The 26,001-nt window shown below is 62.3% G+C and carries 33 protein-coding genes and 1 tRNA gene; all 34 read left to right on the plus strand.

Going from position 1 to position 26,001, the window contains the following annotated elements; genetic code table 11:
* Positions 1-1,107 (plus strand): elongation factor Tu (gene tuf, locus MLE18_RS03735; RefSeq protein ID WP_243367482.1); only part of this gene is annotated, 1,107 nt, incomplete at its 5' end.
* A 4-nt stretch (positions 1,108-1,111) separates the two neighbouring features.
* A complete protein-coding gene (gene rpmG / locus MLE18_RS03740) occupies positions 1,112-1,261 on the plus strand; it encodes a 50S ribosomal protein L33 (protein ID WP_173087255.1) in 150 nt (49 codons plus the stop codon).
* Positions 1,262-1,270: 9 nt separating this feature from the next.
* Positions 1,271-1,346: transfer RNA gene (locus tag MLE18_RS03745), tRNA-Trp, on the plus strand.
* An 18-nt stretch (positions 1,347-1,364) separates the two neighbouring features.
* Complete coding sequence (gene secE, locus MLE18_RS03750) at positions 1,365-1,622, plus strand: preprotein translocase subunit SecE (RefSeq protein WP_243367483.1); 258 nt, start codon at positions 1,365-1,367, stop codon at positions 1,620-1,622.
* On the plus strand, positions 1,619-2,191 hold the full coding sequence (gene nusG / locus MLE18_RS03755) for a transcription termination/antitermination protein NusG (protein ID WP_243367484.1): 573 nt from the start codon (positions 1,619-1,621) through the stop codon (positions 2,189-2,191). Before secE ends, nusG begins: the two co-directional genes overlap by 4 nt.
* Positions 2,192-2,233: 42 nt before the next feature.
* Positions 2,234-2,659 carry a 50S ribosomal protein L11 gene (gene rplK, locus MLE18_RS03760; RefSeq protein WP_243310576.1) on the plus strand — a complete coding sequence of 142 codons (426 nt, stop codon included), beginning with the start codon at positions 2,234-2,236 and terminating at the stop codon, positions 2,657-2,659.
* 14 nt (positions 2,660-2,673) lie between these two features.
* Positions 2,674-3,381: a 50S ribosomal protein L1 gene (gene rplA / locus MLE18_RS03765; protein ID WP_243367485.1), complete on the plus strand. Its 708-nt coding sequence runs from the start codon at positions 2,674-2,676 to the stop codon at positions 3,379-3,381.
* A 117-nt stretch (positions 3,382-3,498) separates the two neighbouring features.
* Positions 3,499-4,023, plus strand: a complete 525-nt coding sequence (gene rplJ / locus MLE18_RS03770) for a 50S ribosomal protein L10 (protein ID WP_243367486.1) — start codon at positions 3,499-3,501, stop codon at positions 4,021-4,023.
* Positions 4,024-4,050: 27 nt separating this feature from the next.
* Positions 4,051-4,440: a 50S ribosomal protein L7/L12 gene (rplL, locus tag MLE18_RS03775; RefSeq protein ID WP_243367487.1), complete on the plus strand. Its 390-nt coding sequence runs from the start codon at positions 4,051-4,053 to the stop codon at positions 4,438-4,440.
* Positions 4,441-4,661: 221 nt separating this feature from the next.
* The gene (gene rpoB / locus MLE18_RS03780; protein ID WP_243367488.1) at positions 4,662-8,762 is read left to right on the plus strand and encodes a DNA-directed RNA polymerase subunit beta; all 4,101 of its coding nucleotides are present in this window, start codon (positions 4,662-4,664) and stop codon (positions 8,760-8,762) included.
* 50 nt (positions 8,763-8,812) lie between these two features.
* Positions 8,813-12,961, plus strand: coding sequence for a DNA-directed RNA polymerase subunit beta' (gene rpoC, locus MLE18_RS03785; RefSeq protein ID WP_243367489.1), 4,149 nt, complete (start codon positions 8,813-8,815; stop codon positions 12,959-12,961).
* A gap of 716 nt (positions 12,962-13,677) precedes the next feature.
* A complete protein-coding gene (rpsL, locus tag MLE18_RS03790; RefSeq protein WP_243310582.1) occupies positions 13,678-14,049 on the plus strand; it encodes a 30S ribosomal protein S12 in 372 nt (123 codons plus the stop codon).
* 16 nt (positions 14,050-14,065) lie between these two features.
* Positions 14,066-14,536: a 30S ribosomal protein S7 gene (gene rpsG / locus MLE18_RS03795; protein WP_243367490.1), complete on the plus strand. Its 471-nt coding sequence runs from the start codon at positions 14,066-14,068 to the stop codon at positions 14,534-14,536.
* A gap of 17 nt (positions 14,537-14,553) precedes the next feature.
* A complete protein-coding gene (fusA, locus tag MLE18_RS03800; RefSeq protein WP_243367491.1) occupies positions 14,554-16,626 on the plus strand; it encodes an elongation factor G in 2,073 nt (690 codons plus the stop codon).
* A 9-nt stretch (positions 16,627-16,635) separates the two neighbouring features.
* Entirely contained in the window at positions 16,636-17,829 is a 1,194-nt protein-coding gene (gene tuf, locus MLE18_RS03805; RefSeq protein WP_243367492.1) for an elongation factor Tu, read from the plus strand.
* Between the two features lie 7 nt (positions 17,830-17,836).
* Positions 17,837-18,145 (plus strand): 30S ribosomal protein S10, encoded by a 309-nt coding sequence (rpsJ, locus tag MLE18_RS03810; protein ID WP_173086773.1) that lies wholly within the window; start codon positions 17,837-17,839, stop codon positions 18,143-18,145.
* A gap of 18 nt (positions 18,146-18,163) precedes the next feature.
* Complete coding sequence (gene rplC / locus MLE18_RS03815) at positions 18,164-18,799, plus strand: 50S ribosomal protein L3 (RefSeq protein WP_243367493.1); 636 nt, start codon at positions 18,164-18,166, stop codon at positions 18,797-18,799.
* A 3-nt stretch (positions 18,800-18,802) separates the two neighbouring features.
* Positions 18,803-19,423, plus strand: coding sequence for a 50S ribosomal protein L4 (gene rplD, locus MLE18_RS03820; RefSeq protein ID WP_243367494.1), 621 nt, complete (start codon positions 18,803-18,805; stop codon positions 19,421-19,423).
* Between the two features lie 2 nt (positions 19,424-19,425).
* Positions 19,426-19,716 (plus strand): 50S ribosomal protein L23, encoded by a 291-nt coding sequence (gene rplW / locus MLE18_RS03825; RefSeq protein ID WP_243313484.1) that lies wholly within the window; start codon positions 19,426-19,428, stop codon positions 19,714-19,716.
* 4 nt (positions 19,717-19,720) lie between these two features.
* Complete coding sequence (gene rplB, locus MLE18_RS03830; protein ID WP_243367495.1) at positions 19,721-20,551, plus strand: 50S ribosomal protein L2; 831 nt, start codon at positions 19,721-19,723, stop codon at positions 20,549-20,551.
* Between the two features lie 11 nt (positions 20,552-20,562).
* Entirely contained in the window at positions 20,563-20,844 is a 282-nt protein-coding gene (gene rpsS, locus MLE18_RS03835) for a 30S ribosomal protein S19 (RefSeq protein WP_243313488.1), read from the plus strand.
* 13 nt (positions 20,845-20,857) lie between these two features.
* Positions 20,858-21,193 (plus strand): 50S ribosomal protein L22, encoded by a 336-nt coding sequence (gene rplV / locus MLE18_RS03840; RefSeq protein WP_243367496.1) that lies wholly within the window; start codon positions 20,858-20,860, stop codon positions 21,191-21,193.
* A gap of 5 nt (positions 21,194-21,198) precedes the next feature.
* Positions 21,199-21,840, plus strand: a complete 642-nt coding sequence (gene rpsC / locus MLE18_RS03845) for a 30S ribosomal protein S3 (protein WP_243313492.1) — start codon at positions 21,199-21,201, stop codon at positions 21,838-21,840.
* A complete protein-coding gene (rplP, locus tag MLE18_RS03850) occupies positions 21,840-22,253 on the plus strand; it encodes a 50S ribosomal protein L16 (RefSeq protein ID WP_243313493.1) in 414 nt (137 codons plus the stop codon). Before rpsC ends, rplP begins: the two co-directional genes overlap by 1 nt.
* A 5-nt stretch (positions 22,254-22,258) precedes the next feature.
* On the plus strand, positions 22,259-22,453 hold the full coding sequence (rpmC, locus tag MLE18_RS03855) for a 50S ribosomal protein L29 (RefSeq protein WP_243367994.1): 195 nt from the start codon (positions 22,259-22,261) through the stop codon (positions 22,451-22,453).
* Positions 22,454-22,459: 6 nt separating this feature from the next.
* On the plus strand, positions 22,460-22,720 hold the full coding sequence (gene rpsQ, locus MLE18_RS03860; RefSeq protein ID WP_243313496.1) for a 30S ribosomal protein S17: 261 nt from the start codon (positions 22,460-22,462) through the stop codon (positions 22,718-22,720).
* Positions 22,717-23,085 (plus strand): 50S ribosomal protein L14, encoded by a 369-nt coding sequence (gene rplN / locus MLE18_RS03865; RefSeq protein ID WP_243313498.1) that lies wholly within the window; start codon positions 22,717-22,719, stop codon positions 23,083-23,085. The genes rpsQ and rplN overlap by 4 nt, the downstream gene beginning before the upstream one ends.
* 20 nt (positions 23,086-23,105) lie before the next feature.
* Positions 23,106-23,429 (plus strand): 50S ribosomal protein L24, encoded by a 324-nt coding sequence (gene rplX, locus MLE18_RS03870; RefSeq protein WP_243367497.1) that lies wholly within the window; start codon positions 23,106-23,108, stop codon positions 23,427-23,429.
* 13 nt (positions 23,430-23,442) lie between these two features.
* Positions 23,443-23,982 (plus strand): 50S ribosomal protein L5, encoded by a 540-nt coding sequence (gene rplE / locus MLE18_RS03875; protein ID WP_243367498.1) that lies wholly within the window; start codon positions 23,443-23,445, stop codon positions 23,980-23,982.
* A gap of 12 nt (positions 23,983-23,994) precedes the next feature.
* Positions 23,995-24,180, plus strand: coding sequence for a type Z 30S ribosomal protein S14 (locus MLE18_RS03880; protein ID WP_243313504.1), 186 nt, complete (start codon positions 23,995-23,997; stop codon positions 24,178-24,180).
* Between the two features lie 9 nt (positions 24,181-24,189).
* Positions 24,190-24,573, plus strand: coding sequence for a 30S ribosomal protein S8 (gene rpsH / locus MLE18_RS03885; protein ID WP_243313506.1), 384 nt, complete (start codon positions 24,190-24,192; stop codon positions 24,571-24,573).
* Between the two features lie 11 nt (positions 24,574-24,584).
* Positions 24,585-25,124 carry a 50S ribosomal protein L6 gene (rplF, locus tag MLE18_RS03890; protein ID WP_243367499.1) on the plus strand — a complete coding sequence of 180 codons (540 nt, stop codon included), beginning with the start codon at positions 24,585-24,587 and terminating at the stop codon, positions 25,122-25,124.
* Between the two features lie 11 nt (positions 25,125-25,135).
* Complete coding sequence (gene rplR / locus MLE18_RS03895) at positions 25,136-25,495, plus strand: 50S ribosomal protein L18 (protein WP_243367500.1); 360 nt, start codon at positions 25,136-25,138, stop codon at positions 25,493-25,495.
* Positions 25,496-25,506: 11 nt separating this feature from the next.
* Positions 25,507-25,998, plus strand: a complete 492-nt coding sequence (gene rpsE / locus MLE18_RS03900) for a 30S ribosomal protein S5 (protein ID WP_243367501.1) — start codon at positions 25,507-25,509, stop codon at positions 25,996-25,998.
* Positions 25,999-26,001: the final 3 nt, after the last annotated feature.

Genomic DNA, 26,001 nt, shown 5'->3' on the forward strand with positions numbered 1-26,001 from the left:
GCCGCCATCACCAAGCTGTCGCACATGCGCGGCTTCGGCGAGTACGTGGCCTTCGACCAGATCGACAAGGCTCCCGAAGAGAAGGAGCGCGGCATCACGATTTCCACGGCGCACGTGGAATACCAGACCGCGACCCGTCACTACGCCCACGTGGACTGCCCCGGCCACGCCGACTACATCAAGAACATGATCACCGGCGCCGCTCAGATGGACGGCGCGATCCTGGTGGTCGCCGCCACCGACGGCCCCATGCCCCAGACCCGTGAGCACATCCTGCTCGCCCGTCAGGTCGGCGTGCCCCACCTGGTGGTATTCATGAACAAGTGCGACCTGGTGGACGACGCCGAACTGCTGGAGCTGGTGGAGCTGGAAGTCCGCGAGCTGCTGACCAAGTACGGCTTCCCCGGCGACGACATCCCGGTGATCAAGGGCTCCGCCCTGAAGGCCCTTGAGGCGGACGACGCCAAGAGCCCCGACGCCGCCCCGATCTTCGAGCTGCTGGACGCCTGCGACTCCTACTTCCCCGAGCCGCAGCGCGACATCGACAAGCCGTTCCTGATGCCCATCGAGGACGTGTTCTCCATCTCCGGCCGCGGCACCGTCGTGACCGGTCGTGTCGAGCGCGGCACCGTGAAGGTCGGCGAGGAAGTCGCCATCGTCGGCATCAAGGAAACCGTGAAGACCACCTGCACGGGCGTCGAAATGTTCCGCAAGCTTCTAGACCAGGGCCAGGCCGGCGACAACGTCGGTGTGCTGCTGCGCGGCATCAAGCGTGAGGACGTGGAGCGCGGTCAGGTTCTGGCCAAGCCCGGTTCCATCACCCCGCACAAGAAGTACAAGGCCGAGGTCTACATCCTGAACAAGGAAGAGGGCGGCCGCCACACCCCGTTCTTCTCGGGCTACCGTCCGCAGTTCTACTTCCGCACGACCGACGTCACCGGCGTGGTGACCCTGAACGAGGGCGTGGAGATGGTCATGCCCGGCGATAACGCCACTTTCAACGTCGAGCTCATCGCCCCCATCGCCATGGAGACCGGTCTGCGCTTCGCCATTCGCGAAGGCGGCCGCACCGTCGGCGCGGGCGTCGTGACCGAGATCATGGAGTAACACCATGCGGCTCAACATCATCTTGCAGTGCACCGAGTGCAAGCGCAAGAATTACGCAACTGAAAAGAACAAGAAAAACACGACTGGTCGCCTTGAGGTGAAGAAGTACTGTCCCTGGGACAAGAAGCACACCGTTCACCGCGAAGCGAAATAGTCGAAACGCAGGGCAGTAGCTCCAACGGCAGAGCAACGGACTCCAAATCCGTGGGTTGTGGGTTCGAATCCCTCCTGCCCTGCCATATTTCTGGTAGGCACAAATGGCCACGAAGAAGGTTAAATCCGGGGAAGCGGCGGACTCCGAGCAGTCCGCCGCCTCGTCGGTCCAGGGCAAGTTCGAGGAGTTCAAAGAGTTCTTCGAACTGTCCAAGGTGGAGATCAAGAAAGTCACTTGGCCCACCCGCAGGGAGACCGTCACCACATCGGTGGCCGTGCTTATCCTTGTGGTCGTGATGTCCATTTTCCTGGGCGTCGTGGACCTCGGACTTTCCAAACTGATGCAGATGGTCCTGTCATGACGGCCGACGCGATCGACACCCCTCTTCCGGAGGCCCAGGCCAAGGCCAGGTGGTTCATCGTTCACACCTACTCGGGTTTCGAGCACCGTGTGGAGCAGACGATCCGGGAGATGATGCGCACCGGCCAGGCCGAAGGCTTCATCGAAGAGGTGGTCGTCCCGACCGAGAAGGTGATCGAACTGGTCAAGGGCGAAAAAAGGACTTCCACGCGGAAGTTCTACCCCGGCTACGTCATGGTCAAGATGGTCATGAACGACAAGTCGTGGCATCTCGTGCAGGAAATTCCCAGGGTGACCGGGTTCGTCGGCGGCAAGAACCGTCCGACCCCCATGCGCGATTCCGAAGCCGAGCGCGTGCTCTCCCTGATGGAGAGCAGGCAGGAGCAGCCCCGTCCGAAGTTCAACTTCGATCGCGGGGACGAGGTTCGCGTCATCGACGGACCCTTCGGCGGGTTCAACGCACAGGTCGAGGACGTGAACTACGACAAGGGCAAGCTGAAGGTCTCTGTTTCGATTTTCGGCCGTCAGACCCCTGTCGAGCTCGATTTCGTACAGGTTACCAAAAACTAGGCGGACCTCTCGGGGTCCGATTGATGAAAGGACGACACTACCATGGCTAAGAAGGAAGTCGCCAAAATCAAGTTGCAGATTCCTGCCGGCAAGGCCAACCCCTCGCCCCCGGTGGGCCCCGCCCTGGGTCAGCACGGCGTGAACATCATGGAGTTCTGCAAGGCGTTCAACGCCAAGACGCAGGAACAGATGGGCATGATCACCCCCGTGGTCATCACCGTCTATGCCGACCGCTCCTTCACCTTCATCACCAAGACCCCCCCGGCCTCGGTCCTGCTGCTCAAAGCCGCCAAGATCGAGAAGGGTTCCGGTGAACCCAACAAGAACAAGGTCGGCAAGGTGAGCAAGGCTCAGGTCGAGGAGATCGCCAAGCTCAAAATGCAGGACATGACCGCCAAAGACCTTGACGCCGCCATGAATACCATCATGGGCACGGCCCGCAGCATGGGTCTGGACGTGGTGAGCTAAAGAGGAATATCGCCATGCCCCATTACGGAAAAAAGTACCGCAAAGCTGTGGAAGGCATCGATCGCACTCAGCGCTTCGAGATCGCCGACGCCGTGAAGATGGCTCTCGAGGCCGGGCCGGCCAAGTTCGACGAAACCGTCGACGTGGCCATGTGCCTGGGTGTCGATCCTAAGTATTCCGACCAGATGGTGCGCGGCGCCGTCTCCCTGCCCCACGGGCTGGGCAAGACCATCCGCGTGGCCGTGTTCTGCAAGGGCGACAAGGCCGCCGAGGCCAAGGCCGCCGGAGCCGACATCGTGGGTGCGGAAGACCTGGTCGAACAGATCCAGGGCGGCATGCTCGACTTCGACAAGGCCGTCGCCACCCCGGACATGATGGCTCTGGTCGGCAAGATCGGCCGTCTGCTCGGACCCCGCGGCCTGATGCCCAACGCCAAGACCGGCACCGTCACCATGAACGTGGCCGAGGCCGTGCGCGAGCTCAAGGCCGGCCGCGTGGACTTCAAGGTGGACAAGGGCGGCGTGCTTCACGCCCCCCTGGGCAAGAAGAGCTTCGGCACCGAGAAGATCGTCGAGAACTTCAAGACTCTCATCGACACGGTGATCCGTCTGAAGCCCAGCGGAGCCAAGGGCACCTACCTGAAGGCCATGACAGTGGCCACCACCATGGGCCCCGGCTTCAAGATCGACACCACCACGGTGAAGAAGTTCCTGGAAGGCTAGTCCGAAACGTTTTTTCTGAAGTGAGTCAAAGAAAGCGGGGGGGCCGTGCCCTTAATCATCCCGCCGAGACATGTGCTTTGGCTTACTTCTACCTTATAACCCTGGAGGAGGCAGACCTTGCAAACCCGCGAGCAGAAAGCCGAGATCATTGAGAAGCTCAAGGATCGCGCCGCTCGTGCGAGCATTGCCGTGGTCACCGATTTCAAGGGCTTGACGGTGGAAGAGGTGACGAACCTGCGTATGAAGCTCCGCGAACAGGGAGTGGAATATCAGGTCGTCAAGAACACCCTGGCCCGGATCGCGCTGACTGGCAGCCCGCATGACGTCATCAAGGATCGATTCAAGGAGCAGTGCGCCGTCGCTTTCGGGTATGAAGACCCGGTCGCGGCAGCCAAGGCCCTGGTCGACTATGCCAAGACCAACAAGAAGTTCTCCCTCCGTTTCGCCTGCCTGCAAGGCAAGGTGATCGATGAGGAAGGCATCAAGGCGCTGTCCACGCTCCCCAGCAAGCCGCAGCTGCTTGCCCAGGTGCTTGGAACCATGAACGCGGTGCCCACGAACTTCGTGTCGCTGCTGGCCAACGTCCCGCGTGGCATGCTCAACGTGCTCACGGCCCTCAAAGACAAAAAAGAAGCCGCTTAAGCCAAAGCGAATTTAAGGAGAGACGAAATGTCCGATATCACCAAAGAGCAGGTTGTTGACTTCATCGCCAATATGACCGTCCTTGAGCTTTCCGAGTTCATCAAGGAGCTCGAAGAGAAGTTCGGCGTCTCCGCTGCCGCCCCCATGGCCGCCATGCCCATGATGGCCATGGCTGGTGGCGAGGCCGCCGCCGAGGTCGAGGAGAAGACCGAGTTCGACGTGATCCTGACCGGCTCCGGCGCCAACAAGATCAACGTCATCAAGGTTGTCCGCGCTCTGACCGGCCTGGGCCTGAAGGAAGCCAAGGACAAGGTTGACGCTCTGCCCTCCACCATCAAGGAAGCCGTGTCCAAGGCCGACGCCGAAGACGCCAAGAAGCAGCTTGAAGAAGCTGGAGCTACTTGCGAAGTCAAATAACTTGTTGCAAGGTATCGCATCGACGCCAAAAGAGCGCACCCCCCGAAAGGGGGGAGTGCGCTCTTTTGCGCTTTCATTTGTATTCCCCTAAATCATTAATGATTTCAGCGGGTTGACATATAGGGCGGCGAGGCCCAGGCCAGCCCGGCATCCACGCCGGGAAACCAATGTGAAGGCCGCCGGCCACCGGCGGATCAACACCACTTCTCTTCGAGGGAACAATGGCCCAGCTGATCAAGAGTTTCGGCAAGGTCGACGACTCCGTCACCATTCCTCACCTTCTCAACCTGCAGGTTGATTCCTACGAGCTGTTCCTGCAGCGCGATATTCCGCCCGCATCCCGCGCCGACGCGGGGCTCGAGGGCGTTTTCCGTTCCGTCTTCCCCATTGAGGATTTCAATAAGACCGCCAGCCTCGAGTACGTCAACTACGAGATCGGCGAGCCCAAATACGACGTGCCCGAGTGCATCTCCAAGGGCCTGACCCTTGAAGCGCCGCTGCGCATCAAGGTCCGCCTCGTCGTCTACGACGTGGACGAGGAGACCGAGAACCGCACCATCCGCGACATCAAGGAGCAGGTGATCTATTTCGGCACCGTTCCCCTGATGACCGAGAAGGGCACCTTCATCATCAACGGGACCGAGCGCGTCATCGTCAACCAGTTGCAGCGCTCTCCCGGCATCATATTCGAACACGACTCCGGCAAGACCCACACGTCGCGCAAGGTGCTCTACTCCTGCCGCATCATCCCGATGCGCGGCTCCTGGCTCGACTTCGACTTCGACCACAAGGACATCCTCTACGTCCGCATCGACCGCCGCAGGAAGATGCCCGCGACCATCCTCATGAAGGCCATGGGGATGTCCAAACCCGATATTCTCTCCTACTTCTACGACATTGAGAACTACTTCATCGAAGGCAGCCGCGTGTTCCGCGAGGTGCGCCAGGAGCTCTACAGGAAGGAGAAATCCTTCGTAGAGGTCAAGGACCAGGACGGCAAGGTGATCGTGGGCGCCGACAAGCCCATCACCAAACGCGCCTGGAGGCTCATGCTCGAGGCCGGCATCGACCGCATCGAGGTGCAGCCCAACGCCCTGGAAGGCCTGTTCCTGGCCCAGGACTTCATCGGCAAGGATACTGGCGAGGTCATCGCCGAGGCTGGCGACGAGATCACCGACGCTCTTCTGGAGCGCTTCGCGGAGCAGGGCATGGTCACCGTGCCCACCCTGTTTACCGCCGGCGCCGACGTGTCCAGCTCCCTGCGCGACACCCTCATGCAGGACAAGACAGCCGACATCGAAGCCGCCCAGGTTGAGATCTACCGCCGCCTGCGCCCCAGCTCGCCGCCGACCCCCGAGATCGCCGCGAACTTCTTCGAGAACCTGTTCCGCAGCGCCGACTACTACGACCTGTCGCCCGTGGGCCGCTACAAGCTCAACTCGCGCCTGAAGATCGACCAGTCGCTGGACTTCCGCACCCTGTCCAACGACGACATCCTCAAGGCGATCAAGCACCTTATCTTCCTGAAGGATACCCACGGCCCCGCCGACGACATCGACCACCTGGGCAACCGCCGGGTCCGCCCCGTGGGCGAGCTGGTTGAGAACCAGTACCGCATCGGCCTGGTGCGCATGGAACGGGCCATCAAGGAGCGCATGAGCCTGCAGGAAGTGGCCACGCTCATGCCGCATGACTTGATCAACCCCAAGCCCGTGGCCGCGGTGCTCAAGGAGTTCTTCGGAACCTCCCAGCTCTCGCAGTTCATGGACCAGACCAACCCGCTCTCCGAAGTGACGCACAAGCGCCGCCTCTCGGCCCTCGGCCCCGGCGGCCTGACCCGCGAGCGCGCCGGCTTCGAAGTGCGCGACGTGCACACCTCGCACTACGGCCGCATCTGCCCCATCGAGACGCCTGAAGGCCCGAACATCGGTCTGATCGTCTCGCTGACCACCTACTCCAAGGTGAACGACTTCGGCTTCATCGAGACCCCCTACCGGGTGGTCAAGGAAGGCCACGTCACCGATGAAGTGGTCTACATGGACGCCACGCGCGAGATCGACGAGATCGTTGCCGCCGCTAGCACCCCGCTCAGCGAGAAAAACGACTTCCTGACCCCGTTCATCTCCGGTCGCGTGCGCGGCGACCTGACCTCGGTGCCCATCGAGCAGGTCACCCTGATGGACATCTCGCCCAGCCAGATCGTGTCGGTCTCCGCGGCGCTGATCCCCTTCCTGGAGCACGACGACGCCAACCGCGCGCTCATGGGCTCCAACATGCAGCGCCAGGCCGTGCCGCTCATCCGCTGCGACCAGCCCCTGGTCGGCACCGGCATGGAAGGCGCCGTGGCCCAGGACTCCGGCTCGTGCCTGCTGGCCGAGGAGGATGGCCTGATCCACTACGCCGACGGCGAGCGCGTGATCGTGCGCTACGACAACGGCTTCTCGCCCCAGACCGGGGGCGTGCGCGCCTATGAGCTGCTCAAGTTCCACAAGTCCAACCAGAACACCTGCTTCGGCCAGCAGCCCCGCGTGCTGGTCGGCCAGAAGGTGAAGAAGGGCGACGTGCTGGCCGACGGCCCGGGTATCCGCGACGGCGAGCTTGCCCTGGGCAAGAACCTGCTGGTCGCGTTCATGCCCTGGTGCGGCTACAACTTCGAGGACTCCATCCTCATCTCCGAGCGCGTGGTGAAGGAAGACGTCTTCACCTCCATGCACATCGAGGAGTTCGAAGTGGTGGCCCGCGACACCAAGCTCGGACCTGAAGAGATCACCCGGGACATCCCCAACGTCGGCGAGGAGATGCTCAAGAACCTCGATGACTGCGGCATCATCCGCATCGGCGCCAAGGTGAAGCCCGAGGACATCCTCGTGGGCAAGATCACCCCCAAGGGCGAGACCCAGCTCACCCCCGAAGAGAAGCTGCTGCGCGCCATCTTCGGCGACAAGGCCCGCGATGTGAAGAACACCTCCCTCAAGGTGCCGCCCGGCATCGAGGGCACGGTCATCGACGTGCGCCTGTTCAACCGCCGCTCCGGCGACAAGGACGACCGCACCAAGCAGATCGAGGACGCCGAGCTGGCCAAGATCGATATCAAGGAGCAGCTCCACGTCGCAGGCATCGGCGAGCAGACCCGCAAGAAGATCTGGGAGCTGGCCCAGGGCAAGTCCATCGCCCAGACCCTTATGGGCAAGAAGAAGGGCGAAGTCCTGGTCGAGGCCAACCACCCCATCAAGTGGGAGATCTTCGAGACCGTGCCGGTCAAGAAGATGGCCGGGCTGTTCGTCTCCCGCGAGATCAACGAGTCCATCGCCGATATCCTGGAGGCCTATGACCGCCAGGTGCAGTTCGTGCGCGACATCTACGCCTCCAAGCGCGAGAAGGCCGTCGAAGGCGACGACCTGCCGCCGGGCGTGATCAAGATGGTCAAGGTCTATGTGGCCGTGAAGCGCAAGCTGCAGGTGGGCGACAAGATGGCCGGCCGCCACGGCAACAAGGGCGTCGTCTCCTGCATTCTGCCCGCCGAGGACATGCCCTTCTTCGCCGACGGTTCCCCCGTGGACATCGTGCTGAACCCCCTGGGCGTGCCTTCCCGTATGAACATCGGCCAGATCATGGAGACCCACCTCGGTTGGGCCGCCAGGGAGCTTGGCCACCAGCTCACCACCATGGTCGAGCAGGGCATGGCCACCAAGGATCTGCGCGAGCAGGTCAAGGCCGTGTTCGAGACGCCCGCTACCGCCAGGCTGGTTGACGAGCTGGACGACGAGGAATTCGTCGCCGCCGTCAAGAAGCTGAAGAACGGAATCGTCTGCAAGACCCCTGTCTTCGACGGAGCATCCGAAGAGGAGATCTGGGGTTGGCTGCGCAAGGCCGGTCTGCCCGACGACGGCAAGGCCGTGCTCTACGACGGCCGCACCGGCGAGGCCTTCCACCGTCCGGTCACCGTGGGCGCCATGTACATGCTCAAGCTGCACCACCTGGTCGACGAGAAGATCCACGCCCGTTCCACCGGCCCATACTCGCTGGTGACGCAGCAGCCCCTGGGCGGCAAGGCCCAGTTCGGCGGCCAGCGTCTTGGCGAAATGGAAGTCTGGGCCCTGGAGGCCTACGGCGCCTCGTACCTTCTGCAGGAGTTCCTCACCGTCAAGTCCGACGACGTGGGCGGCCGCGTGAAGATGTACGAGAAGATCGTCAAGGGCGACAACTTCCTGGAAGCGGGCCTGCCCGAGAGCTTCAACGTTCTGGTCAAGGAGCTCATGAGCCTCGGCCTTGACGTGGACCTGATCCAGGACGAGAAAAAGGTTAAAGCCACCCGGCGCTAGTCCGGTAACGATACAGACGGGACGACCCACAACTCAAAACGAGGGTAACCATGTCCTTGGACGACCTGTTCAGCATGCGGGGAACGGCGGCCACTCAGCTCTCCAGCCGGACGCTGAAGGCCATCAAGATCTCCATAGCTTCGCCCGAGAAGATCCGCGAGTGGAGCTTCGGCGAGGTCAAGAAGCCCGAGACCATCAACTACCGCACCTTCAAGCCGGAGCGCGACGGCCTGTTCTGCGCCAAGATCTTCGGCCCCGTGAAGGATTACGAGTGCAACTGCGGCAAGTACAAGCGCATGAAGCATCGCGGCATCGTCTGCGAGAAGTGCGGCGTGGAGGTCATCGCCTCCAAGGTCCGCCGCGAGCGCATGGGCCACATCGAGCTTGCCGCGCCCGTTGCCCATATATGGTTCCTGAAGACCCTGCCTTCCAAGATCGGCACCCTGCTCGACATGACCATGGTGGATCTTGAGAAGGTGCTTTACTTCGACTCCTACGTGGTCATGGACCCCAAGGAGACCAACCTCACCCGCCTGCAGGTGATCTCGGAGGACCAGTACCTCCAGATCATCGACCATTATGGCGAGGACGCCGTGACCGTGGGCATGGGCGCCGAGGTCGTGCGCTCCTTCCTGGAGGAGCTCGACCTGCCCAAGCTGCGGACCGAGCTGCGCGAGGAGTCCCTGACCACGCGCTCCCAGACCAAGAAGAAGAAGATCATCAAGCGCCTCAAGATCGTCGAGGCCTTCCTGGAGAGCGGCAACAGGCCCGAGTGGATGGTCATGGAAGTCATTCCGGTCATCCCGCCCGAGCTGCGCCCCCTGGTCCCCCTGGACGGCGGCCGCTTCGCCACCTCGGACCTGAACGACCTCTACCGCCGCGTCATCAACCGCAACAACCGCCTGAAGAGGCTGTTGGAGCTCGGCGCGCCGGACATCATCATCCGCAACGAGAAGCGCATGCTTCAGGAAGCGGTGGACGCCCTGTTCGACAACGGCCGCCGCGGCCGGGCCATCACCGGCACCAACGGTCGCCCGCTAAAGTCCCTCTCGGACATGATCAAGGGCAAGCAGGGCCGCTTCCGCCAGAACCTTCTGGGCAAGCGCGTCGACTACTCCGGCCGTTCCGTCATCGTGGTGGGCCCCAAGCTGCGCCTGCACCAGTGCGGCCTGCCCAAGAAGATGGCCCTGGAGCTGTTCAAGCCCTTCATCTACGCCAAGCTGGAGGAGAGGGGCCTGGCCACCACCATCAAGACCGCCAAGAAGATGGTGGAGCGCGAAGAGCTGGTGGTCTGGGACATCCTTGAGGATGTGGTGCGCGAGTACCCCATCATGCTCAACCGCGCCCCGACCCTGCACCGCCTGGGCATCCAGTCCTTCGAGCCGACCCTGGTCGAGGGCAAGGCCATCCAGCTGCACCCGCTGGTCTGCGCGGCCTACAACGCGGACTTCGACGGCGACCAGATGGCCGTGCACGTGCCTCTCTCCGTGGAGGCGCAGATCGAGTGCCGCGTGCTGATGATGAGCACCAACAACATCCTCTCGCCCGCCAACGGCAACCCGATCATCGTGCCCTCGCAGGACATCGTGCTCGGCCTGTACTATCTCACCGTGGAGCGCTCCTTCCAGGAGGGCGAGGGCAAGCTCTTCGCCAACCCCATGGAGTGCATCACCGCGCACCACGCCGGGGTCGTGCACCTGCACGCCCGCGTCAAGGTGCGCATGGACGGCCAGATGGTGCTCACCAGCCCCGGCCGGATCATGGTGGGCGAGCTGCTGCCCGAAGGCGTGCCCTTCGAGCTGGTGAACTGCGTGCTCAACAAGAAGACCATCGCCCGCCTGGTGGGCGAGGTCTACCGCATCGCGGGCACCAAGGCGACGGTCATCCTCTGCGACCAGCTCAAGGCCCTGGGCTACGAGTACGCCACCCGCGCCGGCTGCTCCATCGGCGTGAAGGACCTGACCATCCCGGCGCGCAAGGCCGAGATCCTGGACAAGTCCACCCGCGAAGTGGAGGAGATCGAGCTCCAGTACGCCGAGGGCATCATCACCCGCACAGAGAAGTACAACAAGGTCGTGGACGTCTGGACCAAGGCCACCAACGACGTCGCCTCCGAGATGATGCGCGACATCTCCACCGACCTGATGACCGACCCCAAGACCGGCAAGCAGGAGCGCAACACCTCCTTCAACGCCATCTTCATGATGACGCACTCCGGTTCGCGCGGTAACCCCGACCAGATGCGCCAGCTCGCGGGCATGCGCGGCCTGATGGCCAAGCCTTCCGGCGAAATCATCGAGACGCCCATCACCTCGAACTTCCGCGAGGGCCTCTCGGTGGCGCAGTACTTCATCTCCACCCACGGCGCTCGTAAGGGCCTGGCCGACACCGCGCTCAAGACCGCGAACTCGGGCTACCTGACCCGCCGCCTCGTCGACGTGGTGCAGGACGTGATCATCACCGAGCTGGACTGCGGCACCGTGGACGGCCTGGAGATCAAGCACTACGAGAAGTCGGGCGAGATCAAGCAGCGCCTGGCCGAGCGCGCCCTGGGCCGCACCACCATGTTCGACGTGTTCGACGCCAACGACGAGGTTGCCATCCCGGCCAACACCATCGTTGACGAGACCGTGGCCATGAAGATCGAGGAGCTGGGCCTGCCCAACCTGACCATCCGCTCCACGCTGACCTGCCAGTCCGGCCACGGCGTGTGCGCTATGTGCTACGGGCGCGACCTGGCCCGCGGGCACCTGGTCAACGTGGGCGAGACCGTGGGCATCATCGCCGCGCAGTCCATCGGCGAGCCCGGCACCCAGCTGACCATGCGTACCTTCCACATCGGCGGTACGGCGGCGCGTGAAATCGAAAAGTCCTCCATCCCGGCCCAGAACAACGGCCGCGTGGTGCTGCACCGCATGAAGTCGGTCAAGAACCAGGACGGGGCCTCCATCGTGCTCGGCAAGTCCGGCCAGGTGTCCATCGTGGACGACCAGGGCCGCGAGCGCGAGAAGTACTCCCTGCCCTCGGGCGCGCGCCTGGCTGTCGTGGACGGCCAGATGGTCAAGAAGGATGAGATCCTGGCCGAGTGGGACCCCTTCAACGAGCCCTTCGTCACCGACGTCGAAGGCACCGTCAAGTTCACCGACATCCTGGAAGGCAAGACCTACCAGGAGAAGGTGGACGACACGACCAAGAAGGCCACCCAGACCATCATCGAATACCGCACCACCCCCTACCGCCCCACCATCACCGTGGTGGGCGACGACGGGGTGCCCAAGATCAGGCCCAACACCACCAGCCCGGCCGTGTTCCAGCTGCCCGTGGGCGCGATCATCATGATCCGCGACGGCGAGCAGGTGAAGGCGGGCGACGTGCTGGCGCGCAAGCCCCGCGAATCCTCCAAGACCAAGGACATCGTGGGCGGCCTTCCCCGCGTCGCCGAGCTCTTCGAGGTGCGCAAACCCAAGGATCTTGCCGTGGTCTCCGAGATCGACGGCATCGTGTCCTTCGGGTCCGAGACCAAGGGCAAGCGCAAGGTGATCGTGACCCCCGAGACCGGCGACGCCAAGGAATACCTGGTGCCGCGCGGCAAGCACATCACCGCCCAGGAAGGCGACTTCGTGGAGGCGGGCGAGTCCCTGACCGAGGGCAACCCCGAACTGCACGACATCCTCAAGATCAAGGGCGAGAAGACCCTGGCCCGCTACCTGGTGGAAGAAATCCAGGACGTGTATCGGTTCCAGGGCGTTAACATCAACGACAAGCACATCGAGATCATCGTCCGCCAGATGCTCAAGAAGGTGTCCATCACCGACTCGGGCGAGACCAACTTCCTCATCGGGGAGCAGGTGGACAAGGCCAAGTTCATGGAGGAGAACAACCGCGTGATCCGCGAAGGCATGCGGCCCGCCATGGCCGAGCCGCTGGTTCTGGGCATCACCCAGGCCAGCCTCACCACGGACTCCTTCATCTCCGCGGCCTCCTTCCAGGAGACCACCAAGGTGCTCACCGAAGCCTCCCTCATGGGCAAGGAAGACCACCTGCGCGGCCTCAAGGAGAACGTCATCGTCGGCCGCCTCATCCCGGCCGGTACCGGCTACCGCCGCTACATGGAGACCGAGATCGAAGTGCCCGACCAGCCCGAGCGCCCGGACAAGTTCCTGGACGAGATCGAGGAGGTCCACACTCTGGTGGACTAGCCTCGGCACGCTGATACGCTGACCAAGGCCCCGTCCGGGAAACCGGACGGGGCCTTTTGCTTTTCTGCAGGGTATTGCCAGGTGCATTGCGTCGGATGCCGCACGCCACAAGCAAAGCGAAGGCAAGGAACTTTCCGTTGGATTTGATCGAACGAGGAATTTGGTGAAGGGGGGGCTAAAGGGCACGATGCTCATACGCGACATGAACGAAGCGACGTGCGTCATTATTATATGTCGTCACGCCCAGGGGCGGGGAGGGGGGCAGGAACCCCGGCAGCCGAAGGTGGGACCCTTATCCTAGAAAAAGCTACCTTGAGCGTCTTAGCCAAAATTCCGGGTAGCAGGGCAGAGGAACCTCCGACATGGAAAGTTTCATGATTATTTTCACCCGAACGAGAGACGGCACACCAACCAATCCCGGTGCGTCGATGCCCAATGAATTCGGGCCGTAGCCGGAGATCTGTGCTCGATGCCAGTATTTGTGGCTGGTCAAACCGAGAATCTTGGTTATAATGCTTGCCAACCACGTCCTGACTTGCTATCAAGTCACGTTCTTAGCGAATCGCACGGTTTTCGCTGCCAGCGGCTGAACGGGGGAGCAGGTCTCTTCGCGCGGTCCCGAGCAAGCGTGTGTCCCGGCATTACTGCTTGACAGTACCGGGGTTTTTTGTCTACTCGTGCGCCCTTCGCAATTTAACCGTTGAACGGAGCCAGTCATGCCCACGATCAACCAGCTTATCCGCAAAGAGCGGATGAAGCAGACCAAGCGCAAGAAGACCCCGGCGCTGCAGGCCTGCCCCCAGCGCCGCGGTGTATGCACCCGCGTGTACACCACCACCCCCAAAAAGCCCAACTCGGCCTTGCGCAAGGTCGCACGCGTGCGCCTCACCAACGGCATCGAGGTCACCAGCTACATTCCTGGTGAGGGCCACAACCTTCAGGAACACTCTGTGGTGATGATCCGCGGCGGCCGCGTGAAGGACCTTCCCGGCGTTCGTTACCATATCGTTCGCGGCACCCTCGACACCGCCGGTGTTTCCGACCGCCGTCAGAGCCGCTCCAAGTATGGCGCCAAGCGCCCCAAATAAGTTGAGGTAGCGTACAATGCCCCGCAAAGGTCCCGTTCCCAAGCGCTCCATCCTGCCGGATCCGATTTACGGCAGCGTCCTGATGAAGAAGTTCATCAACCGGCTGATGCTCGACGGCAAGAAGTCCACGGCCGAGACCGTGTTCTACACCGCTGTCGAAATGCTCGCCGAGAAGACGCAGGAAGAGCCCCTGAAGGCCTTCGAGCGCGCTTTGGCCAACGTGAAGCCGCACATGGAAGTCAAGCCCCGCCGCGTCGGTGGCGCCACCTACCAGGTTCCCATGGAAGTGCGCCCCGAGCGCCAGACCACTCTGGCCATCCGCTGGCTCATCAACAACGCCCGCTCCCGGGGCGAGAAGGGCATGGTCGCCCGTCTTTCCGGCGAGCTGATGGATGCCTTCAACAACCGCGGCGGCGCCGTGAAGAAGCGCGAAGATACCCATCGTATGGCCGACGCCAACAAAGCGTTCGCCCATTACCGCTGGTAAAATAGAGGATTGCCGACGTGTCCAAGATTGTCCCCACCGAGCGCCAGCGCAATATCGGCATTATGGCCCATATTGACGCGGGCAAGACGACCACTACCGAGCGCATCCTTTTCTACACCGGCGTCTCGCACAAGATCGGCGAAGTTCATGACGGCCAGGCCACCATGGACTGGATGGTTCAGGAGCAGGAGCGCGGAATCACCATTACTTCCGCCGCCACCACCTGCTTCTGGCGCGATCACCGCATCAACATCATCGACACCCCCGGCCACGTGGACTTCACCATCGAAGTCGAGCGTTCCCTGCGCGTGCTCGACGGCGCCGTGGCGGTTTTCGATGCTGTCGCCGGCGTGGAGCCCCAGACCGAGACCGTCTGGCGGCAGGCCGAACGCTACCGCGTTCCCCGCATGTGCTTCGTGAACAAGATGGACCGCGTGGGTGCCAACTTCGACCGTTGCGTGCAGATGGTGCGCGAGCGCCTGGGCGCCAAGGCCGTTCCGCTGCAGATTCCCATCGGCAGCGAAGACGAGTTCAAGGGCGTCGTGGACTTGATCCTGGGCAAGGCTCTGGTTTTCGACGACCTCTCCAAGGGCAAGGAGTACAACATCGTTGACGTTCCCGCGGAACTCAAGGACGAGTACGACGCCCTGCGCCTGGAGATGATCGAGGCCATCGCCGAGGAAGACGATACCCTCATGGAGAAGTACCTCGGCGGCGAGGAGCTCACCCCCGAGGAAATCCGCGTCGGCATCCGCAAGGCCACCATCAGCCTCTCCATCGTGCCTGTGCTCTGCGGCTCGGCATTCAAGAACAAGGGCGTGCAGCCCCTGCTCGACGCCGTGGTGGACTTCCTGCCCTGCCCCACGGACATTCCCGCCATTGTCGGCATGAACCCCGACAATGAGGAAGAGAGCATCGAGTGCCCCTGCGACTACACCAAGCCGCTGGCCGCTCTGGCCTTCAAGCTCATGAGTGACCCCTTCATCGGTCACCTGACCTTCCTGCGCATCTATTCCGGCAAGATCGAGTCCGGCATGACCGTGCTCAACGCCGCCACCGGCAAGAAGGAGCGCATCGGCCGCCTGCTCAAGATGCACGCCAACAAGCGTGAGGACATCAAGGAAGCATACGCCGGCGACATCGTCGCCGCGGTGGGCCTGAAGCTGACCTCCACCGGCGAGACCCTCTGCGAGGAGAAGCACCCCGTTGTGCTCGAGTCGCTGAACATCCCGGAGCCGGTCATCGAGGTGGCCATCGAGCCCAAGACCAAGGCCGACCGCGACACCCTGTCCCAGGCCCTGGTCAAGCTGGCCAAGGAAGACCCTTCCTTCCGCGTCAAGACCGACGAGGAGACCAACCAGACCCTGATCGCCGGTATGGGCGAGCTGCACCTGGAAATCATCGTCGACCGCCTCATGCGCGAGTTCAACGTGAACGCCAACGTCGGCGCCCCCCAGGTCGCCTACCGCGAGACCATCACCAAGCCGATCAAGCATGAGAACCGCTACGTCAAGCAGACCGGCGGCCGCGGCCAGTACGCGCATGTTGTCCTTGAAGTCGGCCCCAAGGAAGACGGCGGATACGAATTCGTCAACTCCATCGTTGGCGGCGTCATCCCCAAGGAATACATTCCCGCGGTGGACAAGGGCATCCAGAACGCCATGAAGGCCGGCGTCCTGGCCGGGTTCCCCGTGGTGGACATCAAGATCAATCTGACCTTCGGCTCCTACCATGAGGTGGACTCCTCCGAACAGGCGTTCTACATCTGCGGTTCGCAGGCTTTCAAGGAAGCTTGCCGCGCCGCCGGTCCCGTCCTGCTCGAGCCCATCATGAGCGTGGAGGTCGTGACCCCCGAGGAGCACCTCGGCGACGTCATGGGCGACCTGAACGGCCGCCGCGGCCGCGTGTCGAACCTGGAAGCGCGTGCGGGATCGCAGGTCATCCGCGCCCACGTGCCGCTCTCCAACATGTTCGGCTACGCCACGGATCTGCGCTCGCGCACCCAGGGCCGCGCCACGTTCACCATGCAGTTCGACCACTACGAGCAGGTTCCTGCCAGCCTGGCCGAAGAAATCATCAAGAAGAAATAGAGGGACACCATGGGTAAGGCCAAATTCGAGCGCAATAAGCCGCACGTCAACATCGGCACCATCGGTCATATCGACCACGGCAAGACCACGCTGACTGCCGCCATCACCAAGCTGTCGCACATGCGCGGCTTCGGCGAGTACGTGGCCTTCGACCAGATCGACAAGGCTCCCGAAGAGAAGGAGCGCGGCATCACGATTTCCACGGCGCACGTGGAATACCAGACCGCGACCCGTCACTACGCCCACGTGGACTGCCCCGGCCACGCCGACTACATCAAGAACATGATCACCGGCGCCGCTCAGATGGACGGCGCGATCCTGGTGGTCGCCGCCACCGACGGCCCCATGCCCCAGACCCGTGAGCACATCCTGCTCGCCCGTCAGGTCGGCGTGCCCCACCTGGTGGTATTCATGAACAAGTGCGACCTGGTGGACGACGCCGAACTGCTGGAGCTGGTGGAGCTGGAAGTCCGCGAGCTGCTGACCAAGTACGGCTTCCCCGGCGACGACATCCCGGTGATCAAGGGCTCCGCCCTGAAGGCCCTTGAGGCGGACGACGCCAAGAGCCCCGACGCCGCCCCGATCTTCGAGCTGCTGGACGCCTGCGACTCCTACTTCCCCGAGCCGCAGCGCGACATCGACAAGCCGTTCCTGATGCCCATCGAGGACGTGTTCTCCATCTCCGGCCGCGGCACCGTCGTGACCGGTCGTGTCGAGCGCGGCACCGTGAAGGTCGGCGAGGAAGTCGCCATCGTCGGCATCAAGGAAACCGTGAAGACCACCTGCACGGGCGTCGAAATGTTCCGCAAGCTTCTAGACCAGGGCCAGGCCGGCGACAACGTCGGTGTGCTGCTGCGCGGCATCAAGCGTGAGGACGTGGAGCGCGGTCAGGTTCTGGCCAAGCCCGGTTCCATCACCCCGCACAAGAAGTACAAGGCCGAGGTCTACATCCTGAACAAGGAAGAGGGCGGCCGCCACACCCCGTTCTTCTCGGGCTACCGTCCGCAGTTCTACTTCCGCACGACCGACGTCACCGGCGTGGTGACCCTGAACGAGGGCGTGGAGATGGTCATGCCCGGCGATAACGCCACTTTCAACGTCGAGCTCATCGCCCCCATCGCCATGGAGACCGGTCTGCGCTTCGCCATTCGCGAAGGCGGCCGCACCGTCGGCGCGGGCGTCGTGACCGAGATCATGGAGTAATATTGCAATGAACAGCGATCGCATCCGGATCAAGCTCAAGGCATACGACTATCGCATTCTGGATAAGGCCGTGGCCGAGATTGTGGATACCGCGCGTAACACCGGCGCGGGCATTGCCGGGCCTATCCCTCTGCCCACCAACATCCACAAGACCACGGTGAACCGCTCCGTGCACGTGGACAAGAAGTCCCGCGAGCAGTTCGAGATGCGTGTTCACAAGCGTCTGCTGGACATTCTTGAACCGACGCAGCAGACCGTCGACGCCCTGGGCAAGCTTTCCCTGCCCGCCGGCGTTGATGTTGAAATCAAGCTTTAAAGGAAGGGGTAGAGTATCATGGCCAAGAAAACCCTTGGCATCATCGGCCGCAAACTGGGCATGACCCGTGTGTTCAGCGACGACGGCTCGGTGGTCCCGGTGACGGTCATCGCCGCCGGCCCCTGTCCGGTGATGCAGATCAGGACCCAGGAGAAGGACGGCTACACCGCCCTCCAGCTTGGGTTCGACGCCCGCGAGGAGAAGGACCTCAACAAGCCCGAGCGCGGCCATCAGGCCAAGACCGGCAAGGGGTTCTACAACGTCCTTCGCGAAATCCGCCTGGACTCCACCGAAGGCTACGAGGCCGGCCAGGAAGTCACCGTGGACATCTTCGTCCCCGGCGACAAGATCAAGGTGACCGGCACCTCCATCGGTAAGGGCTTCCAGGGCCCCATGAAGCGCCACGGGTTCGGCGGCCTCCGCGCCACCCACGGCACCGAAAAGGCCCACCGTTCCGGCGGCTCCATCGGTCATAACACGGAACCCGGCAAGGTCATGAAGGGCAAGAAGATGGCCGGTCACATGGGTGCTCGCACCGTGACCTGCATCAACCTTGAGATCTTCGAAGTCCGGCCCGAAAACAACCTTATCCTGGTCAAGGGCCAGGTCCCCGGCCATCGCAACGGCCTGGTGATGATCCGCAAGCAGGGGTAGGACATGGCCACCGTCACAGTTTTTGATCAGACCAATAAGGAAGTGGGGCAGATGGATCTGGCCTCCGAGGTGTTCGAGGTGGCAGTGCGCCCCGAGATCCTGCACCTCGTGGTCCGCTCCCAGCTGGCCGCCAAGCGCGCCGGCACCCACATGGTGAAGACCCGCTCGACCGTGTCCGGCTCCGGCTCCAAGCCCTGGCGCCAGAAGGGCACCGGCCGCGCACGGTCCGGCGCCAAACGCTCCATCATCTGGAAGGGCGGCGCTATCGCTCACGGCCCGCAGCCGCGCAGCTACGAGTTCAAGGTCAACAAGAAGATCAAGGCCCTGGCTCTGCGCATGGCTCTTTCCACCAAGGTGGCCGAACAGGCCCTGATCGTGGTGGACAAGCTGGATCTGCCCGAGATCAAGACCAAGCTGTTCGCAGGCCTGGCCGGCAACTTCGGGCTGAAAAAAGCCTTGATCGTCCTGAACGATTCGAATAACAATGTCGAGCTCTCCGCCCGGAACCTCCCGGGCATCAAGGTCGTTCGGCAGGACATGCTGAACGTTTACGATCTGCTCAAGCACCCCCAACTGGTGATGGTGCAGGGCGCAGCTCAAGCCGTTCAGGAGAGGTTGAAATAGCCATGAGCTACGTGAACATCCTTTTGAAGCCTCTGATCTCCGAGAAGGCTACCAAGGCCAAGGAAGAGTCCAACCAGGTCATCTTCCTCGTCGCCCCGCAGTCCAACAAGATCGAGATCAAGGCTGCCGTCGAGGAGGCTTTCAAGGTGAAAGTCACCGAGGTGAACGTGGTTCGTCGGCGCCCCCTGAAGCGCGCCCGCCACGGCCGCCCCACCAGCCATGTCCCCGGCTACAAGAAAGCCTACGTGACCCTGGCCGAGGGCGAAAAGATCGAATTCTTCGAGGGAGTCTAAAGCCATGGCCGTCCGTAAGCTGAAACCCACTTCCGCTGGCCGTCGTTTCCAGACGGTCTCCGACTTTGCGGAAATCACTGCCGCCAAGCCGGAGAGGTCCCTCACCAAGGGCCTGAGCCAGAAGTCCGGCCGCAACAACCAGGGCCGCATCACTTCCCGTCGCCGTGGAGCCGGCAACAAGCGCCGTTACCGCGAGATCGACTTCCGCCGCGACAAGATGAACATTCCGGCCAAGGTCGCCACCATCGAGTACGATCCCAACCGCTCCGCCCGCATCGCCCTTCTGCACTATGCGGACGGCGAGAAGCGTTACATTCTCGCGCCGGTTGGCGTAAATGTCGGTGACACCGTGGTGTCCGGCGATAACGCCGACATCCGTCCCGGCAATGCTCTGCCCATGTTCAAGATGCCCGTCGGCACCCTGCTGCACAACATCGAGATGAGCCCGGGCCGCGGCGGCCAGATGTGCCGCGCCGCCGGTACCTACGCTCAGCTCATCGCCAAGGAAGGCAAGCTCGCCCTGCTGCGCCTGCCCTCCGGTGAAGTGCGCAACGTTCTGGCCGCCTGCATCGCCACCGTCGGTCAGGTGGGCAACGTGACCCACGAGAACGTGAGCATCGGCAAGGCTGGCCGCAACCGCTGGCTTGGCAAGCGCCCCGAAGTCCGCGGCGTCGCCATGAACCCTGTCGACCACCCGCATGGCGGCGGCGAAGGCAAGAGCTCCGGCGGCCGTCACCCCGTTTCGCCCTGGGGTATGCCGACCAAGGGTTACAAGACCAGAAATCGCAAGAAGGCCTCGTCGCGGCTCATCGTCAAACGCCGCAACGAGAAGTAGGAGCGTAGAACATGCCTCGGTCGCTCAAAAAAGGTCCCTTCCTGGACGGCCACTTGGCCGCGAAGGTGGAGAAGGCCAACGAGACCCAGGATCGCCGCGTCATCAAGACGTGGTCCCGTCGGTCCACCATTCTTCCCGAAATGGTTGGCCTCACCTTTGCCGTCCACAACGGCCGCAAGTTCATCCCGGTCTTCGTTTCCGAAAACATGGTGGGACACAAGTTGGGCGAGTTCGCGCCTACCCGTACGTTCCACGGCCATGCCGCGGATAAGAAGACCAAGGGTAAGAAGTAGGGGAGCCTAAGCAATGGAAGCCAAAGCCATCGCCAAATACATCCGGGTGTCTCCTCAGAAGGCACGCTTGGTGGCCAACGTCATCAAGGGCCGGGGCGTCGAGGATGCCATGAACATCCTCAAGTTCACGCCCAAGAAGGCCGCCGAGATCATCGGCAAGGTGTTGCATTCGGCCCTGTCCAACGCCGAGCAGATGTCCGCCGATGTGGACACCCTGAAGGTTAAGGACGTCATCGTGAACGAAGGGCCCACCTGGAAGCGCATCATGCCGCGGTCCATGGGCCGAGCCAACAAAATCCTCAAGCGTACCAGCCACATCACCGTGGTGGTCGAGGAAGAGAAGGAGTAGGGGGCATGGGTCAGAAAGTCCACCCGTACGGCTTCCGCCTGGGCTACAACAAGACATGGAATTCCCGCTGGTTCGCCAAGAAGGAATACCCTGCATTTGTGTACGAGGACAGCAACATCCGTAAGTTTGTGAAGTCCTCTCTGTTCCACGCGGGAATTTCCCGGATCGAGATCGAGCGCGCTGGCGGCAAGATCAAGCTGATCATCCACACCGCGCGTCCGGGCATCGTCATCGGCCGCAAAGGCACCGAGATCGAGAAGGTTCGCGCCGACCTCAAGAAGCGCTTCGGCCGCGAGTTCGCGGTTGAGGTCAATGAGATCCGCCGTCCCGAGATCGACGCCCAGCTGGTCGCCGAGAACATCGCTCTGCAGCTGGAGCGCCGCGTGGCCTTCCGCCGCGCCATGAAGCGCACTGTGGGCCTGGCCCGCAAGTTCGGCGCCGAAGGCATCAAGGTTTTCTGCGCCGGCCGCTTGGCTGGCGCCGAGATCGCCCGCTCCGAGTGGTACCGCGACGGCCGTGTGCCCCTGCACACCCTGCGCGCGGACATCGACTACGGTTTGGCCACCGCCAAGACCACCTATGGTGTGATCGGCGTGAAGGTCTGGATATTCAAGGGCGAGATTCTCGATAGCGAGGTTGAACAATAATGCTCTCCCCTAACAGAACGAAATTCCGCAAGCGCCAGAAAGGCCGTCTTGACGGTCCCGCCACCGGCGGCACCACCATCTCCTTCGGTGAGGTGGGGATCAAGGCCCTGGAGCACGGCAAGCTGACCAGCCAGCAGATCGAAGCCGCCCGTGTGGCCATCATGCGCCACATCAAGCGTGGCGGTAAGGTCTGGATTCGCGTGTTCCCCGACTTCCCGGTCACCTCGAAGCCCGCCGAAGTCCGCATGGGTTCCGGTAAGGGCTCCCCGGTGGGCTGGTGCGCCCCGGTCAAGCCCGGTCGCGTGCTCTACGAAGTCCGCGGCGTCGAAATGGAAGTCATGGTCGAGGCCCTGAAGCGCGCCCAGCACAAGCTGCCGATCAAGACCAAGATCGTCACCAAGGAGCTTGTCTAGCCATGTTGCAAGCCAAAGAACTGCGCGGTCTGGACGACGCCCAGCTTGCCGAGAAGCTCTCCCAGTCCCAGGAGGAGCTCTTCAAGCTGCGCTTCCAGCACGCCACGGCCCAATTGGAAAAGACCCACCGTCTGAACGAGCTGAAGAAAGACATCGCTCGCATCCAGACCGTGCTGACACAAAAGAACAGCGGCAGGTAGGAAATCATGGAAGAGCATAAAAGCAACCGCCGCGTGCTGACCGGCATCGTGGTCTCGGACAAGTGCGACAAGACCATTGTCGTGCGCGTCGAGACCCTGGTCAAGCACCCCCTGGTGAAGAAGTACATCCGCCGCCGCAAGAAGTTCATGGCCCATGACCCGATGAACGACTGCGGCATCGGCGACAAGGTGCAGATCATCGAGCACCGCCCGCTGTCGGCCCGCAAGCGCTGGCATCTGGTGAAGATCATGGAGAAGGCGAAATGATCCAGGTAGAATCCGTCCTCGACGTCGCCGACAACTCCGGTGCCAAGAAGGTGGCCTGCATCAAGGTTCTCGGCGGCTCCCGTCGCCGTTACGCCTCGGTGGGCGATATCATCGTCGTTTCCGTCAAGGAAGCCATGCCCCACTCGAAGGTCAAGAAAGGCCAGGTGATGAAGGCCGTCATCGTGCGCACCAAGAAAGAAGTTGGTCGCCCCGATGGCTCCTACATCAAGTTCGACAACAACTCCGCCGTGCTGCTTACCGCGCAGATGGAGCCTGTCGGCACCCGTATCTTCGGACCCGTGGCCCGCGAGCTTCGCCTGAAGAACTTCATGAAGATCGTCTCTCTGGCCCCTGAGGTCCTGTAGGGCGAGGCTTTGAGGTCACTATGAAAACGTATCGTATCCGCAAGGACGACAAGGTGATGGTCATCGCCGGGAAGGACAAGGGCAAGATCGGCAAGGTCCTGCGCGTACTCCCCAAGACTGACCGGATCCTGGTGGAAAAGGTGAACATTGTGAAGCGTCACCGCAAGGGCAACCCCTACGCTGGCCAGGCCGGCGGCATCGAGGAGAAGGAGGCCCCCCTGGCTCTCTCCAACGTTGCCCTGCTGTGCGACGCCTGCGCCAAGCCCACGCGCGTTGGCTACAAGTACACCGAAGACGGCAAGAAACTCCGCTTCTGCAAGAAGTGCAACGAAGTCATCAGCTAAAGGGAATCATTCAATGACTCGCCTCGAACAAATCTACTCCGAGAAGGTCGTCCCGGCCTTGCAAAAGGAGTTCGGGTACAAGTCGCCCATGCAGATTCCCAAGTTCAAGTTCATTTCCCTGAACATCGGACTTGGCGAAGCCTCGCAGAACTCCAAACTCATCGACGAGGCCGTGGCCGAGCTTACCACCATTGCCGGTCAGAAGGCCGTCATCACCCGCGCAAAGAAGTCCATCGCCGCATTCAAACTGCGCGAGAACCAGCCTGTCGGCTGCCGGGTGACGCTTCGCCATGAACGCATGTGGGACTTTTACGACAAACTGGTCAACTTCGCCCTTCCTCGCGTTCGCGACTTCCGCGGCGTCCCCGACAGGGGCTTTGACGGCCGGGGTAACTTCACCCTGGGCATCAAGGAGCACACCATTTTTCCCGAGATCAACGTTGACCGGGTCGAACGTGTCAAGGGCATGAACATCACAATCGTCACCACCGCCGGGAGCGATAAGGAAGGCAAGGTTCTTCTCGATCTGCTCGGCATGCCCTTCAGAAAGTAGGAGGATACGACCGTGGCACGCACGTCACTCAAGGTGAAAGCCCGGCGCAAGCCCAAGTTCTCTTCCCGGGCCTACAACCGCTGCCCCATTTGCGGCCGTTCCCGGGCGTTCCTTCGCCGGTATGGCATTTGCCGTATCTGCTTCCGTAACATGGCCCTGGCTGGTGAACTGCCTGGTGTCAGGAAATCGAGCTGGTAGGAGGCCGACATGTCCGTGACCGATCCAATCGCCGATATGCTGGCCCGCATCCGCAACGCGTACCACGCGCTGCATAAGAAAGTCTCCATGCCGCACTCCAAGATGAAGGAGTCGATGGCCGGGATTCTGAAGGATCAGGGCTACATTGAAGAATTTGCCGTCGAAGAGCGCGATCTCGTCATCTCGCTCAAGTACGCCAAAGGCCGTCCCATTATCTCCGGCCTGAAGCGTGTCAGCAAGCCTGGCCGGCGCATCTACGTGGGGGCGCACGACATCCCTCGCGTTCAGAATGGACTTGGCATCTGCATTCTGTCCACCTCGCATGGCATCATGGACGGCATCGCCGCCAAGAGCGCCAACGTGGGCGGCGAACTGCTCTGCGAAGTCTGGTAAGGGGGAGAGCCATGTCGCGCATAGGCAAAAAAGAAATCACCATCCCCAGCGGCGTCGATCTTCAGATCACCGCCGATATGGTGAACGTCAAAGGCCCCAAGGGCACTCTGTCCACGCCCACGCACCCCAAAATCAATCTCGTGATTGAAGGCGGAGTGTTGCGTGTCGAGCGCCTCGACGACACCCGCATCGCCCGCGCCCAGCACGGTCTGCGCCGCACCCTGCTCTCCAACTGCATCGAGGGCGTCACCAAGGGCTTCACCAAGACCCTTGAGGTCATCGGTGTCGGCTACAAGGTGCAGGTCTCCGGTAAGTCCGTGGTGCTGACCGTCGGTTTCTCCCACCCCGTGGAGTATCCTCTCCCGGCCGGTGTTGAAGCCAAGGCGGAAGGCAACAAGCTGACCCTCTCCGGCATCGACAAGCAGATGGTCGGCGAAGTGGCTGCCACCCTGCGCCGCGTGCGTCCGCCCGAACCCTTCAAGGGCAAGGGCATCAAGTACGAAAACGAGCAGATTCGCCGCAAGGCCGGCAAGTCTGGCGGTAAGAAGTAAGGGGCCTGGCCATGAAGCATACCAAGCAAGCCGCGCGCATGCGCCGCAAGGTGCGCATCCGCAAGAAAATCTCCGGTACCGCTGCACGTCCCAGGCTGGTCGTCTACCGTTCCAACCTGCACACGTACGCGCAGATCATCAACGACGAAACCGGCCAGACCCTGGTTTCCGCTTCCTCTCTGGCGCTTGTAAAGGCCGGGGAGACCCTGAAGTGCAACAAGGCCAGCGCGACGAAAGTCGGTCTTGAAGTGGCTGCCAAGGCCAAGGCCCAGGCCATCGAGAGCGTGGTCTTCGATCGTAACGGCTACCTCTATCACGGGATCATCAAGGCTTTGGCCGATGGCGCCCGTGAGGGTGGACTTAAGTTCTAACGAGGCACGCTATGGAACAGTCTGAACTGACTCAAATCGAGAAGATCGTCTCGCTCAACCGCGTGGCCAAGGTCGTCAAGGGCGGCCGCCGGTTCAGCTTCAGCGCTCTGGTTGTCGTTGGCGATGGCAAGGGCTCTGTGGGCTACGGTCTGGGCAAGGCCAACGAGGTCCCCGAGGCCATCCGTAAGGCTACCGAACAGGCCAGGAAGTCCATGGTCAAGGTGCCCCTGTTGGACGGGACTCTGCCCTACCAGGTCATGGGGCGCTTCGGCGCCGGCCGCGTGGTGCTCATTCCCGCCTCCAAGGGTACCGGCATCATCGCTGGCGGTCCTGTTCGCGCCGTCATGGAAGCCGCAGGCGTGCACGATATCCTCACCAAGGCCATCGGCACCAACAATCCCCACAACGTCCTCAGGGCGGCGGTTGCCGGTCTCGCTTCGCTGCGCAGCGCGGAGCAGGTCTCCGAGCTTCGCGGCAGGTCCCTGGAAACCCCGAGGAAATAAGAC

This window comes from Fundidesulfovibrio soli (assembly GCF_022808695.1).
Lineage (GTDB): Bacteria > Desulfobacterota > Desulfovibrionia > Desulfovibrionales > Desulfovibrionaceae > Fundidesulfovibrio > Fundidesulfovibrio soli.

Bases quoted from the DNA above. Each gene is read 5' to 3' on its own strand.
- secE (WP_243367483.1), top strand. From the start codon at position 1,365: ATGGCCACGAAGAAGGTTAAATCCGGGGAAGCGGCGGACTCCGAGCAG.
- rpsL (WP_243310582.1), top strand. From the start codon at position 13,678: ATGCCCACGATCAACCAGCTTATCCGCAAAGAGCGGATGAAGCAGACC.
- rpsQ (WP_243313496.1), top strand. From the start codon at position 22,460: ATGGAAGAGCATAAAAGCAACCGCCGCGTGCTGACCGGCATCGTGGTC.
- rpsC (WP_243313492.1), top strand. From the start codon at position 21,199: ATGGGTCAGAAAGTCCACCCGTACGGCTTCCGCCTGGGCTACAACAAG.
- rplN (WP_243313498.1), top strand. From the start codon at position 22,717: ATGATCCAGGTAGAATCCGTCCTCGACGTCGCCGACAACTCCGGTGCC.
- tuf (WP_243367492.1), top strand. From the start codon at position 16,636: ATGGGTAAGGCCAAATTCGAGCGCAATAAGCCGCACGTCAACATCGGC.
- rpsS (WP_243313488.1), top strand. From the start codon at position 20,563: ATGCCTCGGTCGCTCAAAAAAGGTCCCTTCCTGGACGGCCACTTGGCC.
- rpsG (WP_243367490.1), top strand. From the start codon at position 14,066: ATGCCCCGCAAAGGTCCCGTTCCCAAGCGCTCCATCCTGCCGGATCCG.
- rplB (WP_243367495.1), top strand. From the start codon at position 19,721: ATGGCCGTCCGTAAGCTGAAACCCACTTCCGCTGGCCGTCGTTTCCAG.
- rplR (WP_243367500.1), top strand. From the start codon at position 25,136: ATGAAGCATACCAAGCAAGCCGCGCGCATGCGCCGCAAGGTGCGCATC.
- rpsH (WP_243313506.1), top strand. From the start codon at position 24,190: ATGTCCGTGACCGATCCAATCGCCGATATGCTGGCCCGCATCCGCAAC.
- rplF (WP_243367499.1), top strand. From the start codon at position 24,585: ATGTCGCGCATAGGCAAAAAAGAAATCACCATCCCCAGCGGCGTCGAT.
- rplP (WP_243313493.1), top strand. From the start codon at position 21,840: ATGCTCTCCCCTAACAGAACGAAATTCCGCAAGCGCCAGAAAGGCCGT.
- rpoC (WP_243367489.1), top strand. From the start codon at position 8,813: ATGTCCTTGGACGACCTGTTCAGCATGCGGGGAACGGCGGCCACTCAG.
- rplK (WP_243310576.1), top strand. From the start codon at position 2,234: ATGGCTAAGAAGGAAGTCGCCAAAATCAAGTTGCAGATTCCTGCCGGC.
- rplX (WP_243367497.1), top strand. From the start codon at position 23,106: ATGAAAACGTATCGTATCCGCAAGGACGACAAGGTGATGGTCATCGCC.
- rplD (WP_243367494.1), top strand. From the start codon at position 18,803: ATGGCCACCGTCACAGTTTTTGATCAGACCAATAAGGAAGTGGGGCAG.
- rplA (WP_243367485.1), top strand. From the start codon at position 2,674: ATGCCCCATTACGGAAAAAAGTACCGCAAAGCTGTGGAAGGCATCGAT.
- rpsJ (WP_173086773.1), top strand. From the start codon at position 17,837: ATGAACAGCGATCGCATCCGGATCAAGCTCAAGGCATACGACTATCGC.
- nusG (WP_243367484.1), top strand. From the start codon at position 1,619: ATGACGGCCGACGCGATCGACACCCCTCTTCCGGAGGCCCAGGCCAAG.
- rpoB (WP_243367488.1), top strand. From the start codon at position 4,662: ATGGCCCAGCTGATCAAGAGTTTCGGCAAGGTCGACGACTCCGTCACC.
- rplL (WP_243367487.1), top strand. From the start codon at position 4,051: ATGTCCGATATCACCAAAGAGCAGGTTGTTGACTTCATCGCCAATATG.
- rplE (WP_243367498.1), top strand. From the start codon at position 23,443: ATGACTCGCCTCGAACAAATCTACTCCGAGAAGGTCGTCCCGGCCTTG.
- rplW (WP_243313484.1), top strand. From the start codon at position 19,426: ATGAGCTACGTGAACATCCTTTTGAAGCCTCTGATCTCCGAGAAGGCT.
- rpsE (WP_243367501.1), top strand. From the start codon at position 25,507: ATGGAACAGTCTGAACTGACTCAAATCGAGAAGATCGTCTCGCTCAAC.
- rpmG (WP_173087255.1), top strand. From the start codon at position 1,112: ATGCGGCTCAACATCATCTTGCAGTGCACCGAGTGCAAGCGCAAGAAT.
- rplV (WP_243367496.1), top strand. From the start codon at position 20,858: ATGGAAGCCAAAGCCATCGCCAAATACATCCGGGTGTCTCCTCAGAAG.
- rplC (WP_243367493.1), top strand. From the start codon at position 18,164: ATGGCCAAGAAAACCCTTGGCATCATCGGCCGCAAACTGGGCATGACC.